The 18,998-nt window shown below is 67.7% G+C and carries 19 protein-coding genes; 13 read left to right on the top strand and 6 right to left on the bottom strand.

Annotated elements, in window-relative coordinates; all coding sequences use genetic code 11:
* The first annotated feature begins 14 nt into the window (after positions 1 to 14).
* The 6 genes from ACWDUD_RS12825 to ACWDUD_RS12850 all read left to right on the top strand — a co-directional run bounded on the left by ACWDUD_RS12825 (position 15) and on the right by ACWDUD_RS12850 (position 5,580).
* A complete protein-coding gene (locus ACWDUD_RS12825; RefSeq protein WP_450109570.1) occupies positions 15 to 1,007 on the top strand; it encodes a bifunctional MaoC family dehydratase N-terminal/OB-fold nucleic acid binding domain-containing protein in 993 nt (330 codons plus the stop codon).
* Positions 1,004 to 1,408 carry a MaoC family dehydratase gene (locus ACWDUD_RS12830; RefSeq protein WP_450109571.1) on the top strand — a complete coding sequence of 135 codons (405 nt, stop codon included), beginning with the start codon at positions 1,004 to 1,006 and terminating at the stop codon, positions 1,406 to 1,408. The genes ACWDUD_RS12825 and ACWDUD_RS12830 overlap by 4 nt, the downstream gene beginning before the upstream one ends.
* Complete coding sequence (locus ACWDUD_RS12835; protein ID WP_450109572.1) at positions 1,405 to 2,577, top strand: lipid-transfer protein; 1,173 nt, start codon at positions 1,405 to 1,407, stop codon at positions 2,575 to 2,577. The genes ACWDUD_RS12830 and ACWDUD_RS12835 overlap by 4 nt, the downstream gene beginning before the upstream one ends.
* Positions 2,578 to 2,669: 92 nt before the next feature.
* Positions 2,670 to 3,506, top strand: a complete 837-nt coding sequence (locus ACWDUD_RS12840; RefSeq protein WP_450109573.1) for a mycofactocin-coupled SDR family oxidoreductase — start codon at positions 2,670 to 2,672, stop codon at positions 3,504 to 3,506.
* Between the two features lie 147 nt (positions 3,507 to 3,653).
* Positions 3,654 to 5,066 (top strand): DUF2252 domain-containing protein, encoded by a 1,413-nt coding sequence (locus ACWDUD_RS12845; RefSeq protein WP_450109574.1) that lies wholly within the window; start codon positions 3,654 to 3,656, stop codon positions 5,064 to 5,066.
* A gap of 121 nt (positions 5,067 to 5,187) precedes the next feature.
* Positions 5,188 to 5,580 carry an SHOCT domain-containing protein gene (locus ACWDUD_RS12850; protein WP_450109575.1) on the top strand — a complete coding sequence of 131 codons (393 nt, stop codon included), beginning with the start codon at positions 5,188 to 5,190 and terminating at the stop codon, positions 5,578 to 5,580.
* A 170-nt stretch (positions 5,581 to 5,750) separates the two neighbouring features.
* On the opposite strand, the gene ACWDUD_RS12855 is transcribed toward ACWDUD_RS12850, so the two are convergent.
* Together ACWDUD_RS12855 and ACWDUD_RS12860 are read right to left on the bottom strand one after the other, a co-directional pair.
* Positions 5,751 to 6,044 (bottom strand): SHOCT domain-containing protein, encoded by a 294-nt coding sequence (locus ACWDUD_RS12855; protein ID WP_450109576.1) that lies wholly within the window; start codon positions 6,042 to 6,044, stop codon positions 5,751 to 5,753.
* Positions 6,045 to 6,093: 49 nt separating this feature from the next.
* A complete protein-coding gene (locus ACWDUD_RS12860) occupies positions 6,094 to 6,543 on the bottom strand; it encodes a DUF6325 family protein (protein ID WP_450109577.1) in 450 nt (149 codons plus the stop codon).
* Positions 6,544 to 6,795: 252 nt separating this feature from the next.
* Between ACWDUD_RS12860 and ACWDUD_RS12865 the strand changes: the two genes are divergently transcribed.
* From ACWDUD_RS12865 to ACWDUD_RS12890, 6 genes are all read left to right on the top strand, one after another.
* Positions 6,796 to 7,224: a DUF7144 family membrane protein gene (locus ACWDUD_RS12865; protein WP_450109578.1), complete on the top strand. Its 429-nt coding sequence runs from the start codon at positions 6,796 to 6,798 to the stop codon at positions 7,222 to 7,224.
* Positions 7,225 to 7,244: 20 nt separating this feature from the next.
* Positions 7,245 to 8,678 carry a hypothetical protein gene (locus tag ACWDUD_RS12870; protein ID WP_450109579.1) on the top strand — a complete coding sequence of 478 codons (1,434 nt, stop codon included), beginning with the start codon at positions 7,245 to 7,247 and terminating at the stop codon, positions 8,676 to 8,678.
* Between the two features lie 6 nt (positions 8,679 to 8,684).
* Positions 8,685 to 10,022 (top strand): diacylglycerol/lipid kinase family protein, encoded by a 1,338-nt coding sequence (locus tag ACWDUD_RS12875; protein WP_450109580.1) that lies wholly within the window; start codon positions 8,685 to 8,687, stop codon positions 10,020 to 10,022.
* Between the two features lie 74 nt (positions 10,023 to 10,096).
* On the top strand, positions 10,097 to 10,912 hold the full coding sequence (locus ACWDUD_RS12880) for an SDR family oxidoreductase (RefSeq protein WP_450109603.1): 816 nt from the start codon (positions 10,097 to 10,099) through the stop codon (positions 10,910 to 10,912).
* 83 nt (positions 10,913 to 10,995) lie between these two features.
* Positions 10,996 to 11,970 (top strand): ATP-binding cassette domain-containing protein, encoded by a 975-nt coding sequence (locus ACWDUD_RS12885; protein ID WP_450109581.1) that lies wholly within the window; start codon positions 10,996 to 10,998, stop codon positions 11,968 to 11,970.
* On the top strand, positions 11,967 to 12,770 hold the full coding sequence (locus ACWDUD_RS12890; protein WP_450109582.1) for an ABC transporter permease: 804 nt from the start codon (positions 11,967 to 11,969) through the stop codon (positions 12,768 to 12,770). Before ACWDUD_RS12885 ends, ACWDUD_RS12890 begins: the two co-directional genes overlap by 4 nt.
* A gap of 9 nt (positions 12,771 to 12,779) precedes the next feature.
* Here ACWDUD_RS12890 and ACWDUD_RS12895 read toward each other — a convergent pair whose 3' ends face one another.
* Complete coding sequence (locus ACWDUD_RS12895; protein WP_248676169.1) at positions 12,780 to 13,169, bottom strand: TIGR02611 family protein; 390 nt, start codon at positions 13,167 to 13,169, stop codon at positions 12,780 to 12,782.
* A gap of 258 nt (positions 13,170 to 13,427) precedes the next feature.
* Between ACWDUD_RS12895 and ACWDUD_RS12900 the strand changes: the two genes are divergently transcribed.
* Complete coding sequence (locus ACWDUD_RS12900) at positions 13,428 to 16,019, top strand: AMP-binding protein (protein WP_450109583.1); 2,592 nt, start codon at positions 13,428 to 13,430, stop codon at positions 16,017 to 16,019.
* On the opposite strand, the gene ACWDUD_RS12905 is transcribed toward ACWDUD_RS12900, so the two are convergent.
* The 3 genes from ACWDUD_RS12905 to ACWDUD_RS12915 all read right to left on the bottom strand — a co-directional run bounded on the left by ACWDUD_RS12905 (position 16,000) and on the right by ACWDUD_RS12915 (position 18,998).
* Positions 16,000 to 16,374 (bottom strand): VOC family protein, encoded by a 375-nt coding sequence (locus tag ACWDUD_RS12905; RefSeq protein WP_450109584.1) that lies wholly within the window; start codon positions 16,372 to 16,374, stop codon positions 16,000 to 16,002. The genes ACWDUD_RS12900 and ACWDUD_RS12905 overlap by 20 nt on opposite strands.
* 344 nt (positions 16,375 to 16,718) lie before the next feature.
* Positions 16,719 to 17,138: a DUF7144 family membrane protein gene (locus ACWDUD_RS12910; RefSeq protein ID WP_450109585.1), complete on the bottom strand. Its 420-nt coding sequence runs from the start codon at positions 17,136 to 17,138 to the stop codon at positions 16,719 to 16,721.
* Between the two features lie 114 nt (positions 17,139 to 17,252).
* Positions 17,253 to 18,998, bottom strand: a complete 1,746-nt coding sequence (locus ACWDUD_RS12915) for a cholesterol oxidase substrate-binding domain-containing protein (protein WP_450109586.1) — start codon at positions 18,996 to 18,998, stop codon at positions 17,253 to 17,255.

Raw genomic sequence — 18,998 nt, forward strand, 5'->3', positions numbered from 1 at the left:
GAGAGGCACTTTCGATGACGACACCCGAGGAGATCCTCGCCGCCGCGGAACGGGTTCGCGGTGACGGGCCGTCGAAGCCCCGCGCCGGACGCGACCCGGTGAACATGCCGATGATCCGCAACTGGCTCGAGGCGATCGGCGACGAGAACCCGATCTACACCGACCCCGATGCCGCGGTCGCGGCCGGGCACGGCGGGTTGGTCGCACCGCCGGCGATGGCCCAGGTGTGGACGATGCGCGGACTCGGCGCCAAGCGCGAGGAGGACGATCCGCTCGGCCGGATGACGAACATCCTCGACGAGGCCGGTTACACCTCCGTGGTCGCGACGAACTGCGACCAGATCTACCACCGCTACCTGCGGCCCGGTGAAGAGGTCACGATCGAGTCCACCCTCGAGGATGTGGTGGGCCCGAAGAAGACCGGTCTCGGTGAGGGCTGGTTCTTCACGACCCGCAACATCTGGAAGGTCGGCGACGAGGTCGTCGCCGAAATGTTGTTCCGCATCCTGAAATTCGCGCCGCCCGCCAAGGAGGCGCCTGCGGCCGCGGACGCACCGGCGGTGCCGGAGGACCTCGACCCGACCCGGCTGCTGCGTCCCTCCGCGTCGCCGGACTCTCAGTTCTTCTGGGACGGAGTCGCCGCGCACGAGCTGCGCATCCAGCGCCGGCCGGACGGGTCCCTGCAGCATCCCCCGGTTCCCGCGCTCTGGCTCGACAAGACCGAAACCACCGACTATGTCGTGGCATCCGGTCGCGGCACCGTCTTCAGCTACGTCGTGCACCACGCACCGAAGGTGCCCGGCCGGTCGCTGCCGTTCGTCGTGGCGCTGGTCGAACTGGAGGAGGGAGGTGTCCGCATGCTCGGTGAGCTGCGCGGTGTCGATCCCGCGCAGGTCCACATCGGCATGCCCGTCGAGGTGACCTACCTCGACTTCCCGGGCGACGACGAGACCGGCGGCGCACCGTGGACGCTGTACGCCTGGACCCCCCGTCAGGAGACCGCATGAACACCGCAACCGTGACCGTGGGGGAGACCCTGCCCGCCCTGTCCGTCTACGGGGACCCGACCTTCATCGTGTCGAGCGCGCTGGCCACCAGGGACTTCCAGGACGTCCACCACGACCGCGACCTCGCCCGGAAAAAGGGATCGAAGGACATCTTCGTCAACATCCTCACCGACACCGGCCTGGTGCAGCGTTACGTCACCGACTGGGCCGGTCCCCGCGCCGTGATCAAGTCGATCTCGCTGCGGCTCGGGGTGCCCTGGTACGCGTACGACACGCTGAACCTGACGGGCACCGTCGCGTCCGTCGACGAGGGCCTGATCACCCTGGACATCGTGGGCAGCAACAGCCTCGGTAACCACATCAACGCCAAGGCCACCCTCGTGATCGGAGGTACCGCATGAGCGGGCTGTCCCGCCGCGCCGCCATCGTCGGCATCGGCGCCACCGACTTCTCCAAGGACTCGGGCCGCAGCGAACTGCGCCTCGCCGCCGAAGCGGTGCGCGCCGCCCTCGACGACGCCGGGCTGCGCCCCGAGGACGTCGACGGCCTCACGTCGTTCACGATGGACACCAACACCGAGGTCGCGGTCGCACGGTCGGTGGGGATCCCGAGCCTGAAGTTCTTCTCGCGCATCCACTACGGCGGCGGCGCCGCGTGCGCGACGGTGCAGCAGGCCGCGATGGCGGTGGCCACCGGTGTCGCCGACGTCGTCGTCGCCTACCGCGCGTTCAACGAGCGCTCGGGCGCCCGCTTCGGTCAGGTCAACTCGGCGCTGGCCACGCAGGTCAACTCGTCGGGCACCGACAACGCGTTCTCCTACCCGCACGGTCTGAGCACCCCGGCGTCGTTCGTCGCGATGGTGGCGCAGCGGTACATGCACGCCACCGGCGCGACCAGCGCCGACTTCGGTGCGGTCGCGGTCGCGGACCGCAAGCACGCCGCCACCAACCCGAACGCGTTCTTCTACGGCAAGCCGATCACGCTCGAGGACCACCAGAACTCGCGGTGGATCGCCGAGCCGCTGCACCTGCTCGACTGCTGCCAGGAATCGGACGGCGGTGTCGCGATCGTGGTGACCAGTCCCGAACGCGCGAAGGACCTGAAGCAGGCGCCGGTGCTGATCGCCGGTGCGGCCCAGGGCAGTGCGCAGGACCAGTTCATCATGACCAGCTACTACCGCGACGGGTTGACGGGTCTGCCGGAGATGGGGATCGTCGGCAACCAGTTGTGGGAGCAGTCCGGTCTGACGCCGCAGGACATGCAGACGGCGGTGCTCTACGACCACTTCACCCCGTACGTGCTCATGCAGCTCGAGGAACTCGGATTCTGCAAGCCCGGCGAGGCGAAGGACTTCGTCGCGAACGGAGGCATCGAACTGGGCGGGCACCTGCCGCTCAACACGCACGGCGGCCAACTCGGCGAGGCGTACATCCACGGCATGAACGGCATCGCCGAGGCGGTGCGTCAGATCCGCGGCACCTCGGTCAATCAGGTACCCGACGTCGAGAACGCACTCGTCACCGCGGGCACCGGCGTACCGACCTCGGGGCTGGTCCTGTCCCGCGGATAGCTTCGCCGTCGGTTCGGTGAGTGGGATCGGTTCTGGTGGGACCGATCCCACTCGCGTATCGATGGTCGGGTAGCCGACGCACAGGAGTGGACGTGAACGAATTCGAGGGCAAGGTCGCGCTGGTCACGGGAGCGGCGCGCGGGCAGGGCCGTTCGCACGCGGTCGCGTTCGCCGAGCGCGGCGCCGACGTGGTGATCTGCGATCGCTGCGAGAACAGCGACGCGGTGTTCTACCCGCTCGCGACCGACGACGACCTCGCGGAAACCGTTCGCCTGATCGAGGCCACCGGCCGGCGCGTGATCGCGGAAAAACTCGACACCGCCGACCGTGGCGCCCTCGACAAGCTCGTCGCTCGCGCCACCGACGAATTCGGCCGCGTCGACATCGCGGTCGCCAACGCCGGGGTCTCCGTCGCGGCGCCGGTACAGGTGATGCCGCAGAACATGTGGGACGAGGCGATCTCGTCGAACCTCACGGGCGTGTTCAACACCATCGGAGCGGTCGCACCAGGCATGATCGAGCGCGGCTACGGCCGGATCGTGACGATCTCCTCGATGCTCGGCCGGGCCGGCAACACCAACATGGCGGCCTACAGCGCCTCCAAGTGGGGTGTCATCGGCCTGACGAAGAGTGCCGCCCTCGACCTCGCGCAGCACGGGATCACCGTCAATGCCGTTGCTCCCGGCAACATCTCGACCCCGATGATCCACAACGACTTCCTGTACGGCATGCTGCGCCCCGACCTCGGGAAACCGACCGCCGAGGATGTGGCCCCGGTGTTCACGTCCCTGCACGCACAGCCCGTGCCGTGGCTCGATCCCGAGGAGATCACCCGGGTCGTGCTGTTCTTCGCCGCCGAGGCCGCCGCACACATCAGCGGCACGGTTCTGCCCGTCGACGCGGGCAACGCGGCACGGGTGACCGGCTGATCCCCAGCGGCGTTTCGTTCGCCGCACCCGGACCCGGTGGGCGGGATACCGTGGATACCGCCGGCGCCGTCGGCACCGCGCATCCCGATTGCCGGACGCCCGGCCTGTGGACCGGAACGATCGGCACAGCCGCTCGGAGGGTCGACCATGACGCAAACGAACGGGCACGTCGTCCATCACCCCACACACCAAGAGCGCGTCGAGGCCGGTCTCGCGGCGCGGCGCGCCACCCCGATCGCCGCACTCGCCGAGGTGTCGCCCGACGAACCGCGCGATCCGATGGGGTTGCTCCAACGGCAGGCGGCGACCCGGATACCGCAACTGGTCCCGGTCCGGTACGGGCGGATGTCCAGTTCCCCGTTCGCGTTCTACCGCGGCGCGGCCCTGGTGATGGCGGACGATCTGTCGCGCACCCCGAACAGCGGCCTGCAATGCCAGTTGTGCGGGGACGCGCACGTGAGCAACTTCGGGCTCTACGCCACACCCGAACGGAAACTGGCATTCGACGTCAACGACTTCGACGAGACCTATCCGGGTCCGTTCGAATGGGATGTCAAACGGCTCGTGACGAGCCTCGCGGTCGCGGCCCGCGACAACGGGTTCACCGGTAGGGACCGCAAACGGATCACCCGGGCGTGCGTCGCCGAATACCGCGAGACGATGCTCGCCCAGGCCGAGCGGGGGAACCTCGCGGTCTGGTATTCGCACATCGAACCGTCCACCGAACTCGTGGAACTGCGCGACGAACTCGATTCGACGATGAAGAAACGCACCCGCAAACTCATCGAGAAATCGATGACCCGCGACAGCGTGCAGGCGCTCGGAAAACTCACGACGATCGTCGACGGCAAACGCCGGATCATCAGCGCGCCACCGCTCATCGTCCCGATCGAGGAGGTCTTCCCCGACCTCGACACCGAACTGATCTACAAGGAGCTGCACGAACGTCTCCGGTCCTACCGGTCGACCCTGCAGTGGGACCGGCGTGTCCTGCTCGAACAGTTCGAATTCGTGCAGGCCGCCCGCAAGGTGGTCGGCGTCGGCAGCGTCGGCACCCGCGCCTGGATCATGCTGCTCCGCGGACGGGACGACGACGACCCGTTGTTCCTGCAGGCCAAGGAAGCCCAGCGATCGGTGCTCGCGGACTACGTCGACGGCCCGACCTTCGAGAACGAAGGTGAACGTGTCGTCAACGGGCAGCGGCTCATGCAGGCGGCGAGCGACATCTTCCTCGGCTGGCAGGCGGGCGTGGGCGCGGACGGAGTGCAGCGCGACTTCTACATCCGGCAACTCCGCGACGGCAAGGGCTCGGCGGTCATCGAGGCGATGACCCCGACAGGAATGGCGTTGTACGGCAGGTTGTGCGGCCGGGTGCTCGCCTACGGGCACGCGCGGTCGAGCGACCGCGTCGCGATCGCCACCTACCTCGGCCCCGGCACGGAGTTCGACGAGGCGATCGCAGAATTCGCGGAGCTGTATTCCCAGCGCAACAAGAACGACAGAAAGCTGCTCCTCGCTGCGATCGACGCGGGCAGGGTGAGTGCCCGGGCGGGAATCTGAGAAGACTCGACCGCCAATTTTGGCGAACTGCACGGAATTCCGCTGCGCGCGGGAGCAAGATAGCCGGAGAATCCTCCGCTGGAGGATCCGTTCGCCCTGCGCACTCGGAAAGGTGCACGTCATGGATTCGTTTTGGGATTACGTGTGGTACACGATCGTAGTGTTCGCCTTCGTGGCGTACCTGATCGTGCTGTTCCAGATCCTGGTCGACCTGTTCCGGGATCACACCGTCTCCGGCTGGGTCAAGGCGGTGTGGGTGATCGTGCTGGTGCTGTTCCCATACCTGAGCGCGTTCATCTACCTGATCGTCCGGGGCCGGGGCATGGCCGAGCGTGCGCGTGCAGCGCAGGTCGAAGCCAAGCAGGCCACCGATCAGTACATCAGGGAGGTCGCGGGAAAGTCGCCCGCCGAAAGTATTTCGGAGGCCAAGTCGCTCCTGGACTCGGGAGTGATCACCGAGGCGGAGTTCCAGCAGCTCAAGGCGCACGCACTGGGTAAGACGGCCATGAGCTGACGGGTCGGCCGGCCAACCCGACTGCCGGCCGACCCTGCTCTCGGCGCGCTCACCTTTCCGGTGTTCTTCGAGCGCACAACCCACCCCTCTTTTTTCCGAGCGAATGTATCGCTCGTCTCCTTGGATCGATCGGATGTACCGTTCGCTCGGAAAAAGGGGGGAGCACCGGGTCAGCCGGCGAGGATTCGGGCCTTCTCGGCTTCGAACTCGGCCTCGGTGAGCACACCCTGGGCCTTCAGCTCGCCGAGTTGTTTCAGCGCCTCGAGCCGGTCGACGCCACCCGAAGCCTGAGGTTGTGGCGGCGGCGGAGGTGCAGCTTGCTGCTGCTGCTGCGCACGGGCGTACTCTTCCTGTTCCTGCCGGGCCCAGCGCTGTCCTTGGCGGCGCGAGACACGATTCGACACGGACGTCGCGGTTCCCGCGATCACGGCGGTCCGGGCGACGCCGCGGAGCAATCCGGGCATGGTTCAACCTTTCTCTGGATGTGCGGTTCCTGTCGGTCCTGGAACTCGGTCAGCTCTTGGCTTCGAGAGCATCGAGCGATGCCAGGATGCCCTGCACCGGCACCCGTCCCGACGCGACGAGCTGAGCCCCGTTGTGGCGTAACTTTGCCGCCAGCGGTGCTGCCCAAGTGTTCTCGTAGATCAGGACGGCCGCCGAGCATCCCGGTTCCAGCGCCTCACCGGCCTCGGCGAGGTCGGTTTCGTCGAGCAGTCCGGAGTACGCTTCGGCGAACAGTGTCACGTCGAAGTCTCCTTGGAGCCCGACGTCGGTGATGTCGATCCCGGACACGGAACCGTCGGCGCCCTTCTGGACGAACTCGAGGTCGAGCACGCGGATGATGCCGCGTTCGACGAGGTCGACCAGCAGAGGCAGGGCGGAGCCGTCCGGAGGCCGGTCGGCGGGAAATTCGATGACGAGATAGTCGATGGGCCCCATCTCGTCGACTTCGGTACCGGTCACGGTGGTCTCTTTTCGTGAGGACGGGTACAGCGTTTCGACCCTCGACGATAGCGCTCCGCACAGGTCTCCGGCCCTGTTTCCGCTGGCAGACGGGATCTCGTCGGTATCCCGTGGGGCCCGGTGCAATTCCGGGTTCGTCGGCACCACGCATCGGGCCGGGAGGCGAGTTCTGGAGTTGATCATCAAAGTCGTGCCGAGAACGCCAACCGCGCGCATACTACCGATACCACTCACCTCGTCAAAGGAACTCTCATGTCCGAAGATGTGCGTGTCAATCCGGAGGCCGGCAGCGTCAAGCAGGGAATCGCTGCGGGCACCTCCATCGGGGCCGCGGTGATCCTCGTGACCCTCGGCATCATCTCCCTCTTCCAAGGAATCGCCGCCGTCGCCGAGGACGAAGTGTTCGTGCGTGGCGTCGAATACATCTACAAGCTCGACTTCACCAGCTGGGGCTGGATCCACATCGTTCTCGGCGTCCTCATGATCCTCGTGGGTATCGCGTTGATGGCGGGCCAGACGTGGGCGCGGGTCAGCGCGATCATCATCGCGGCACTGTCGATCATCGCGAACTTCCTGTGGCTGCCGTACTACCCGTGGTGGTCGATCCTGATCATCGCGCTGAACATCGTGGTGATCTGGGCCGTGTCGACGTGGAAGCCGCAGGCCGCCGAGTACTACTGACCTACGACTGATCCACGACGATGACATCGGGTGTCGGCCCGACCGGATCGGGTGTCCCGGACGGCCCGCTCGCCTCGGGCGAGCGGGCCGAACTGGAGCGATTGCGCGCCGAGGTCGCGACCCTACGGTCGAAGGCCGCGGAGGTTCCCGCCGAGGGCGCGCCCCCGGAGCGGAAGCCTCGCCATGCGCTGCGATGGACGGCGGTGGCGATCCTGACCGTCCTGGTCGGAGTCCTGTCGATCGCCACGGTGACAGCGCGTTTCGTGCGCGGCGAAGTTCTCGATACCGACCGGTACGTCACCACCGTCGCCCCGTTGGCGTCGGATCCGGCGATCCAGAATCAGATCGCCAACTCCGTCACCGACGAGATCTTCGACCGGGTCGACGTCCAGCAGCTCACGTCGGACGCCCTGTCGGCACTCACCGACCTGGTGCCGGCAGCCGAGAACGCGCCGCGTCTCGATCGCGCGATCGACGGGCTGGCGCCGGTGATCGCCGGACAGGCACGCAGTTTCGTCAACGAAACGGTGTTGTCGCTGGTGCGCAGCGATCAGTTCGACGACCTGTGGATCCAAGCGAACCGGGCCGCCCACAACGGGCTGGTCGCGGTCGTGACGGGCGATGTCGGGCCGTCTTCCGTGACGGTGGACGAGTCCGGCACCGTCAGCATCTCGCTGGGGACGGTCATCGACAATGTCAAGGCACGCCTGATCGATCGCGGCTTCACGTTCGCCGAGAAGATCCCGGCGATCGACAAGCAGTTCGTGCTGTTCCAGTCACCGGATCTCGTTCGGGCGCAACGTGCAGTGTCCGCGCTGGACAAGGCCGCCGACATCCTGCCGTGGGTCACGATCGCCGCGGCCGTGGCCGCCGTGGTGGTCGCACCGACGGGCCGCCGCCTACGCGCCCTCGCGTTCGTGGGCGTCGCCCTGGCGATCGGGATGTTCGTGCTCGCCGTCGGTCTGATCATCGGGCGCGCAATATATCTCGACCAGATTCCACCGGACGTCCTGTCTCCCGACGCCGCCTCCACACTCATCGACACGGTGCTCGTGCCGCTCCGGGCCGCGCTGCGCGGTGTCGCCGTCCTCGGCCTGGTGATCGCGGTGGCCGCGTACCTGACCGGAGGCTCCGCCTCGGCCACCGCGGTGCGCCGCGGATTCGGTCGCGGACTGGACACCCTGCAGCGAGCACGTCGCACACGCCCGCCCAACGAAGTCGAACTGTGGGTGGCTCGGGCCCGAGTTCCGTTGCGGGTGGCGATCGTTGCGATCGGTGCGGTGCTGCTGATGTTCTGGCGGTACCCCACGGGCATGGTGGTCGTGTGGATCGTGATCGGTGTGCTCCTCGCGCTGCTGGTGCTCGAAGTGTTCGTGCGTCCGGTTCGGATGTGGCAGGAACAGTCCGGTCGCGACGCAGCGGCGGACGTCGACGCAGACGCACCGAGCGGGTGACCGATCGTGTCCGCCGTCGTCGACGAAATTCCGGGCGCGGCACGCTGGTGGGCGCGCGCCGCGGCGCTCTGTGTGCTCGTCGCGATCGTCCTGCCGATCGCCGAGGCGGGTGTGGGCGGTGCGGTGCTGCTCGTGGTCGTGGGAATCGCCGGGGTCGCGATCACCATCGCAGCGATCTACTGGTTCCTGTCCCGGCGTGGCGCGGTGAGGGCGGCGGCGCTCGTTCTGGCCGTCGTCGTACCGATCGCGGTGCTGGCGTTGTACATCCGCGAGAGAAACCTGTGGGTCGTGGTCGTCGCAGGTGTCCTCGTGGCGCTCGCCCTCGTGTGTGCCCGCGCGGCGCTGCGTATCCACCACGACGAGACCGGACAGCCCGAATATCCTGCGGCGCCGGTGGAGAAGCCGTTCCTGGTGATGAATCCGCGTTCCGGCGGCGGGAAAGTGGTCAAGTTCGATCTGCAACGCAAGGCCGAGGAGCTGGGCGCCACGGTGGCGTTGCTCGACGGACCCGAACCCGTCGACGTCGAGGCGCTGGCGCTCGAGGCCGTCGCACGCGGAGCCGATCTGCTGGGTGTCGCCGGCGGTGACGGCACCCAGGCGCTCGTGGCGGGCATCGCCGCAGCGCACGACATTCCGTTCCTGGTGATCAGTGCCGGGACCCGCAATCATTTCGCACTCGATCTCGGTCTGGATCGCGACGACCCCGCCGCCGGCCTCGACGCACTGCGCGACGGCGTCGAACTGCGCGTCGATCTCGGCGACATCGACGGCCGCACGTTCGTCAACAACGCCTCGTTCGGGGTGTATGCCGACATCGTGCAGAGCCCGAACTATCGCGACGACAAGACCGGGACCGTGCTGGACATGCTGCCGGATCTGCTCGCCGGTGACGGCAGGGCGCGCTTGCGTGCCCGCATCGACGGGGAACTCGTGGACGGCCCCCAGGCGATCCTGGTCAGCAACGGCCCGTACACCACCGACGACCTGGCCGGGATGGGCCGGCGCACCAGGCTGGACCGGGGCCGGCTCGGGGTCGTGGCGATCTCGGTGTCCAGCGCCCGGCAGGCGGTCGGTCTGCTCAATCGGGCGCGCAGCCGCGGTCTTGTGCAGCGCACCGCCACCGAGGTGGTCATCGACGCCGACGCACCCGACATCCCGGTCGGCGTCGACGGCGAGGCCCTGCGCCTGCCGACACCGGTCCGGTGCACGATCACCCCGGGTGCCCTGCGCGTGCGGGTTCCCCGGAACCGGCCGGGGGTCCGTCTGCCCGCACCCGCCCTGGACTGGGTGCGTCTGCGCGAATTGGCTCTGCCCCGCCGTCGGACCTCCCCGGTGGCGCGGTGACGCTCCCGCAACCGCGGCGTTGAGGGTACGTTCGTCCGTTGGGCAGGGACGAACATCGTCGTGAAGGGGGCAATGTGCAGGTCGAGGGCAAAGTTGCGGTCGTCACCGGGGCGGGAGGCGGCATCGGTGCCGCGATCGCGGCAAGTCTCGTCGCGGCGGGGGCCAAGGTTCTCCTCGCGGACCTCGACGGCGACGCCGTGCAGCGGGTTGCGGCCGGACTCGATCCCGCCGGGAAGGGCTCGGTCCTGGGGGTGCGGGCCGACGTGGCCGACAGTGCCGAGATCGGCACCCTCCTCGACTGCGCGGAACACGAATTAGGACCGGTGGCACTGTATTTCGCGAACGCCGGGATCACCGGCGCGCCCGGTCTCGACGCCGACGAATCCGTGTGGGACCGCGCGTTCGACGTGAACGTCCGCGCCCACGTGCGCGCCGCACAGTTGCTCGTGCCGAGATGGCTCGACCGCGGCGAGGGCTATTTCGTGTCCACCGCATCCGCAGCCGGCCTGCTGACGCAGATCGGATCGGCCACCTATTCGGTGACCAAGCACGCGGCCGTCGGGTTCGCGGAATGGCTATCGGTTACCTACGGCGACAAGGGAATTCGTGTGTCGTGCCTGTGTCCCATGGGAGTCGAGACCGCGTTGCTGCGGGAAGGGGAACGATCCGGAACCGGGCTCGGCGACATGGCGACGCGCGCCGTCACCTCCGCAGGGAAGGTCCTCGAGCCGTCCGAGGTGGCGGAGGTCGTCCTCGCCGCGATCGCGGAGGAGCACTTCCTGATCCTGCCGCACCCCGAAGTGCTCGACATGTACCGCTACAAGGGTGCCGACTACGACCGCTGGATCGCCGGGATGCGACGGTTCCAGGCGAAGCTCGCGGACGGCTGAGCGGCGCCCGCGCAGAAAATCGGTCGCGACTTGTCGGTGTCGTCGGGCAGACTGGGCGGCACACGACGGTCAGGGGAGGACCGATGGTCGATGCCATAGTCGCAGAAGGATTGATCAAGACATACGGGAAGGTCACCGCGCTCGACGGCGTCGACCTCCGGGTCCCGGAGGGCACGGTGACCGCGCTGCTCGGACCGAACGGGGCGGGCAAGACCACCACCGTGCGGGTGCTGACCACGCTGCTGGTGCCGGACGCCGGTCGTGCCCAGGTCGCCGGCTACGACGTCGTCGCCGATGCCCGCACCCTGCGCTCGCACATCGGGGCGTCCGGGCAGTACGCGGCGGTCGACGAGTACCTGACCGGCTTCGAGAATCTCGAGATGGTGGGCCGGCTCTACCACCTCGGTGCCAAACGCAGCCGGGAACGTGCCCGTGAACTGCTCGAACAGTTCGATCTCGTCGAGGCGGGGGACCGTCCCGTCAAGGGATATTCCGGAGGTATGCGCCGACGCCTCGACCTCGCGGGCGCGCTCGTCGCCGAACCCCCGGTGCTGTTCCTCGACGAGCCCACCACCGGTCTCGATCCGCGTGCTCGGCTCGGGCTGTGGGAGGTGATCGAACAGCTGGTGGCGCGCGGCACGACGCTGCTGCTCACCACGCAGTACATGGAGGAAGCGGAACGGCTCGCCGACGACATCGCCGTGATCGACCACGGCAGGGTGATCGCCGAGGGGACGGCCGACGAACTCAAGAGCCTCGTGGGCAGCGAGCGCATCGAACTGGGGATCCCCGACCAGGCGCACCGCGAGATCGCGGTGCGCGAACTCGCAGCCGTCGCCGCCGGTGAAATCCAGGTCGACGGTGGCGCGGGAACGCTCACGGTCCCGGTCGGGTCGTCCGACGGCGGCGGCGCCGAAGCTCTCGTCGCCGCGCTGGGCAAGCTGTCCGCTGCGGAGGTGCGTGTGGTGGATGTGGCGTTGCGCAAACCGACGCTCGACGACGTGTTTCTCACGCTGACCGGCCACGAGGCCGAGGACGAGAAGGAGGTGGCGCGGTGAACTCGGTGCAGATGGTCGCGTCCGACGGCCTCACCATCGCCAAACGCAACGTCATCAAGATCAAGCGTGTGCCCGACCTGATCGTGTTCACGATCCTCTCGCCGATCATGTTCGTGTTGCTGTTCGCGTACGTGTTCGGCAGCGCCATCGAGATCCCGGGCATGTCGTACCGCGAATTCCTCATCGCGGGCATCTTCACGCAGACCGTGATCTTCGGGTCCACGTGGACCGGTCTGGGAATGGTCGAGGACCTGCAGAAGGGCATCATCGACCGGTTCCGCTCCCTGCCGATGGCTCCGTCCGCGGTGCTCATCGGCCGGACCACGACCGACGTGCTCATCAACGTGGTGAGCCTGGTCGTGATGTCGTTGACCGGTCTCGTGGTGGGCTGGCGCATCAACACGTCACTGGGCGAGGCCGCGGCCGGATATCTGCTGCTGTTGCTGTTCGCCTACGCGTTGTCGTGGGTCATGGCGGTCATCGGTATGTGGATCCGCACGCCGGAGGTGTTCAACAACGCGAGTTTCATGGTGATCTTCCCGTTGTCGTTCATCGCCAACACCTTCGTCGACCCGTCGTCGATGCCGCCGCTGTTGCGCACGATCGCCGAGTGGAATCCGATGTCCGCGCTGACGCAGGCGGTGCGTGAGATGTTCGGGAACACGAACCCGATGATGCCGACGCCCGACGTGTGGCCGTTGCAGAATCCGATCCTGGCCTCACTGCTGTGGACGGCCCTGATGTTGATCGTGTTCGTGCCCTTGGCGATCCACCGCTACCAGAAGGCCGTCAGCCGCTGAGACGGCCGATCACAGCGGGCTGTCCATCCACGAGTACTCGAGGCCGGCCCAGCCGCCGACGAGGCCGAACGTTCCCAGCAGCCACAGTGTCGTGAGCACGACGACGCCGGTTCCGAGCGCGCCGGCGCCGCGCACGACCCTCGACTGGCGGGAGAACCAGGCCATGAACCGGTCGTAGCGGGTGCGCACGCCGTGCAGGGTCCGATGCGCCCATGCGAACTCCGAGGCGAGGATGCCGAGCCCGGCGAACACGATCAGCCATCCCGGGCCGGGATAGGGGATCGCGACGACGCCGAGGACCAGCACGATCGTTCCGACCATGGCCACCGTGACCCGGTAGGTCGTGTTCAGGGTGGGTCGTGCCGCGATGTGTTCGCGCAGACGATGCAGGCGGTCCATGATCGACGGCGACGAGTCCGGTGACTCGTCCCGTTCACTGTTCACGATCGCTCCGGGCTCCTTCGTGTTCGGTCGCGTCGCTCGTGTGCGGCCGACTCTCCGAGTCCCACTGTACCGACGCCCGCTGGGCGCGGACGGGGGCAGTCGGGGTGCTGCGGCTACGGCTCCTACCGTGAAACTCCTGGTCAGCGGCTCAGCGGTGTCGCGCACACCCTCCCAGCCCTGTACTAGGTTTGCCTTCCCTTATAGACTTTCGCGGTGCTTTCCCGTTCCATCGAGCTCGTCGAGTGCTCGCGGGTGCCGTTCGCCTCGGGCCTCGCCGCTCACGGGGAACGGACCGCGCTCATCGTCGACGGCCGCGACATCTCCTACCGTGAACTCGCCGAGCGGGTCGATGCCGTCGCCCGCCGGCTCGGCTCGACCCGCCGCCTCGTCCTGATCACCGGCGCCAATGCCCTCGACCCGATCGTCGCCTACCTGGCGGCACTGGCATCCGGCCATCCGGTGCTGCTGGTGCCCGGCGGCAACGGCGATGCCCTCGCCGGGATGATCGAGACCTATCGTCCCGACGTCGTGGTCGACGACGGCCGTTTCGACGAACTCGCGCCCGGCACGACCCACGATCTGCATCCGGACCTGGCGCTGTTGCTGAGCACCTCCGGATCCACCGGCTCACCCAAACTGGTACGCCTGTCCCACAACAACGTTCAGGCCAATGCGGAGGCGATCGCCGACTACCTCGGAATCCGGGACACCGACCGCGCCGTCACGACGCTGCCGATGCACTACTGCTACGGGTTGTCGGTGCTGCACAGTCACCTGCTGCGCGGCGCGGGGGTGGTGCTCACCGACCGGTCCGTCACGGAACCGGAATTCTGGGACCTCGTCCGCGACCATCGCGTCAGCGCGCTTGCCGGCGTCCCGTACACGTTCGACCTGCTCGATCGCGTCGGTTTCGCCGACATGGACCTCGAGCACCTGCGCTACGTCACGCAGGCTGGGGGCAGGCTCGATCCCGAGCGCGTACGCGGATACGCCGAGTTGGGGCGGCGCCGCGGCTTCGACTTCTTCGTCATGTACGGGCAGACCGAAGCCACCGCCCGCATGGCGTATCTGCCGCCGGAACTGACGGCGCAGTGTCCGGACACCATCGGCGTCCCGGTTCCCGGCGGCTCGTTTCGCATCGATCCGGTCCCCGAGGGAGAGGACGGGGCCGGTGAACTCGTCTACACCGGACCGAACGTCATGCTCGGCTACGCGACCACACCCGGCGACCTCGCGTCGGGAAGGGTCGTCGACGAACTGCGCACCGGGGACCTGGCCGTGCGTACCGAGGCAGGTCTGTACCGCATCGTCGGACGCCGGTCCCGCTTCGCCAAACTGTTCGGTCTGCGCATCGATCTGCAGCGGGTCGACGCAGCGCTCGCCGCTCACGGTCTGATCGCGTGCTGCGCCGGCGGCGACGAGCAGCTCATCGTCGCGGTCGTCGACGCCGACCCGCGGCACGTCCGGGGGCTCGCCGCCCGGGCGAGTGGGCTGCCCGAGTCTGCCGTGCGGGTGGTCCCGGTCGCGGACCTGCCGCGCACCGAGAACGGCAAACCCGACTTCCGTGCCGTCGCCGCCCTCGCCGACCGCGCACCGGACGAACCGCTCGCCGCTGCCGGCCCGGTCGACTTGTCCCGGTTGCGCGCGCTCTACGCGGAGATTCTCGCCACCGACGAGGTCACCGACGACAGCACCTTCGTCGACCTCGGCGGGGACTCGCTCACCTATGTGCGGATGTCGGTGCGGCTCGAGAAGCTCCTGGGGAATCTGCCCGCCGACTGGCACACCACTCCGCTCCGCGAGCTGGCCACCGAGACCCGGCGGCCCCGGCGCGGGTTGCGCACAGTCGAGACGAACGTACTGATCCGTGCGCTGGCAATCGTCTTCATCGTCGGTTCGCATCTGCACCTGTTCGAGCTCGTCGGCGGTGCGCACGTGCTGCTCGCCGCCGCCGGGTACAACTTCGCGCGGTTCAACCTGGCGGGATCGCGCAGCGCCCGGTTCCGGCACACGCTGGCGTCCGTCGCGCGGATCGCACTGCCCAGCATGGTGTGGATCGGTGGGGTCGTGTCCGTCACCGGGATTCATCCGGTGAGCAGTGTGTTCCTCCTCAACGGTGTGTTCGGTCCCGACGCCTGGACCCGCGAGTGGCGGTACTGGTTCGTCGAGGCGCTGGTGTACATCGTGCTCGCGGTCGCCGTGCTGCTCGCGATCCCGTGGGTCGACGAACGAGAACGCCGCTTCCCGTTCGCGTTTCCGCTGGTGCTCGTGGCGGCGGGGCTGCTCACCCGCTACCAGGTGATCGGACCGGACACCCCGACCAGCCAGATCCTCGCGTCGTACGTGGTGTTCTGGCTGTTCCCGCTCGGCTGGGCGGCGGCACGCGCGACCGCCGTGTGGCAGCGGGTCGTGGTGAGTGCGATCGCGCTCGCGACGGTGCCGGGCTTCTTCCACGACGAGCCCGAGCGAACCGCACTGGTCCTCGGCGGATTGCTGCTGTTCGTCTGGATTCCGCGCATGTGGTGGCCGGCGTTGCTCGTCCGCCCGATGGAGGTGCTGGCGAGCGCGTCGCTGTTCATCTACCTGACGCACTTCACCGTCTACCCCTACCTGCGGGACATCGACCCGTGGTTCGCGTTCGCGGCGTCGCTGGTGGTCGGGATCGCCTACCAGCAACTGTGGGTCGGCCTGGGGTGGCTGTGGGCCAAGTGGCGATTCCGCTCGTCCGGCACCTCCGCCGATCCCGGCCGGGCACCCGCCGGGCACCCGGCCGAGACAGCGGCCGTCACAGGTACGGACGGGTGATCAGCTCGATCGCGTGACCGGACGGGTCCTTGAAATAGACGCCGCGCCCACCGTGCTCGGTGTTTGTTTCTCCGGGGCGTTGCATGTGCGGGTCGGCCCAGTGCTCGATACCGGCATCGACCAGACGCCGGTATGCGCGGTCGAACAGCTCGTCGTCGATCAGGAACGCGTAGTGCTGCATCTGGATCTCGACCGGCGGCTCGGCGAACTGGAGCAGCACGCCGTCGTCGAGCTGAAGGTTGGTGAACACGCCCCAGGACGGTGCTTCACCGACTTCCAGTAGCTCGCGGAAGAAACGCGCGGACTCCTCGCGGTCGCGGGAGGCGATGATCGTGTGGTTGAAGGTTGCGGGCACAGGTTTGCCCTTTCTGTGGTCGATTCTCGGGGTGGAAGTACATGCGGAACGTGCACGTACTTCGGGGGTCCCCGGATCGACTGCGGGCGGCGATTCGCCGCCCGGCCCGCGGTCAGCGCTCTACCGGATCGCCTATCCGTGTGTGGCGCAATGCCGTCCCGGTGTTCACACGCGGCACTCTACTCCCGTGAAGCCCAGACGGCACCCGAGTCGCGCAGTGGATCGGCACCGTGATCCAACTGCCGCTTCGTGTTTCGCATCGGTAAGGACCCCACTGGCGGTGGACGGCGAACAGAACCGATCGCGGCAGGCGGGTGCCTGCCGCGATCGGGGTTGTTCTCGCTTCAGTAGGTGATGGGCGCAGGCTGCCAGGTGGACACCGCCCAGATGACGACGATGTCCAGCGCGATGATCAGGACCGACCACCACGGGTAGTACGGCAACCACATGAAATTCACCAGGATCGACAGTGCCGCGAGAATGATCGCGGCCATGCGCGCCCAGGTCGCTCCCGTCAGCAGGACGAGGCCCACGACGATGATCACCACTCCGAACACGATGTGGATCCAGCCCCACGTCGTGAAGTCGAACTTGAACGTGTACTCCACGCCCACCACGAACAACTCGTTCTCGGCGACCGCGGCGATGCCCTGCAAGAGTTGCAGGATGCCGACGGTCATGAGAATGACGGCTGCCGCGATGGACGTTCCCGCAGCAACTTTCTGTTTGGTGCTTCCCCGATCGACGGGCACATCATCGGACACGGCAGTCACCTTCCAGTCGACTGTGCTTCCCGGAACGCTATTGTGCGCGCCGAGCCGGTCGTCACGGTGCGGTTTCTGTGATCTTCATCCGTTTCCGGGCGTGCGCCCGTGCGTTCACGGCAGGAGTCGGTCCAGGAAGCTGTTGCTGAACACGCGATGCGGATCGAGCCGGTTGAACACCTGCCGTGCCGAATCCCAGTTCTCGTGCGCCGGGACGCCCTGCCGGTAGGTGTCGGGAAGCGCCCCGGCGAGAATCGAATCGTCGGTGTACGGACGCTCGCGCCCGAACGCCCAGCCCTTCGACCATTCGGGACGGAAGGTGGAATCGCCACCGGCGAAACGCTGCCGCATCCACTGCTCCATCTCACGGTAGAACGCGAACATGCCGGGGGTGCCCGGGACACCGAGCACGTTCAGCCAGATGGCGGTGTCCCACTCGGGGTGGTCGGGGCGCGGCCGCATCGCCGAGATCGTCGGTGGGCCCGCCGACGGGACCCGCACGTCGTCGGGCTGATCGAGCCCACAGCAACGGATTTCGACAGGCCCGTTGAGCGGGTACTGCCCCAGCGACCGGTAGTGCTCGATCCGCTCGTGGAACCAGTGGGTGAAGTCGTGGATCACGTTGGCGATGTTCGCGCGGCTGGTGAGCACCGCGCCACCGCCCTCGGTCAGCCGGAGCGTGGTGGCCTTGATGTAGAACTGCAGGTCCTTCGACCAGCCCCAGATGTCGCTCGCGTTCGACGCGGCGAGCCCCGCGACCGTCACGCCGTAGTAGGCCTGCCCGAACGCCGGTGCGATGGAAGTGTTTCCGGCGGTGATCTGCCCGAGCATGTCGGTGATCGGCTCGGGGACGTTGTCGGAGAACGGATAGTTGTACGGCCCGAAGACCTCGCGGGATTCGGCGGGCTTCTCGGGGGTGATCGACCACACCTTCATCCACGGCTTGTCCGTGAACGGATACCAGATGGCCTCCGCGCGGCCGTCGCTGCGAATGAACGATTCGAACGTGCGGCCGTCGGCGCCGGCCGGCGCGAACAGTTCCCGCCAGTTGATGTCGGTGTAGCTGCGGCAGCGCATCCGCGTGTTCGGACCGGCCTGCATCGTCACTGAGGTGACGAAGGTGCGGCCGAGATTGGTGAGCAGCGCGGTGATGTCGGAGTCGGAGCGGCGGAATGTACGCAGACCGTATTCGCTGCCGGTCCACACCACCGCGGTCATCTCCGTGACCAGGTTGCTCAGCGAGCCGAACGTGTGGCCCGGCACCGGTTCCTCACCGTCGGCGGGGAGCGCGGCTCCGTGCGCGTCGACGGCGAGCGACCCGGCGATCGAAAGAACCCCCGGCGCGGGAAGATTCGCCCATCCCAGCCCGTGCTCCTGGAGTGCGGTGGTGATCGCGTCGAGAGTGGCTCCGGCGCCGGCGGTCACCGTGGCGGGGTCACCGCCCGGCTGCACGCTCACCCCGTTCAGATGAACCATGGTGTCCGCGAGGATCACCCGGTCCACCGACGCCCCGTGGGCGACGGTCAGCGGCGTCCAGCCGTGCATCGCGCCGCGCGGCCGGATCGTGTAGCCGTTCGCGTGTGCCCAGTTGGCCAAGCGGACAACGTCTTCCGGGCTCGTCGGCGTGCAGGTCCAGACGGCGTCGAGCATGATCTCCTTGGACCAGTTCTGATACGCCTGCTGGAACAGCGGGATGCCCTCGGGGAACTGCGGGGGAGCGGGCAGGGTGGCGCCCGACGATCCGAACGGCACAGCATGGGCCGGAGCCCAGCCACCCAGGGCGGTGGCAGCGAGGGCGCCTGCCCCGGCGGCGAGGAAACCCCGCCGGGACAGACGCAGCGACTCGTCACGAATCGTCAT

This window comes from Rhodococcus sp. NPDC003382, from assembly GCF_053589135.1.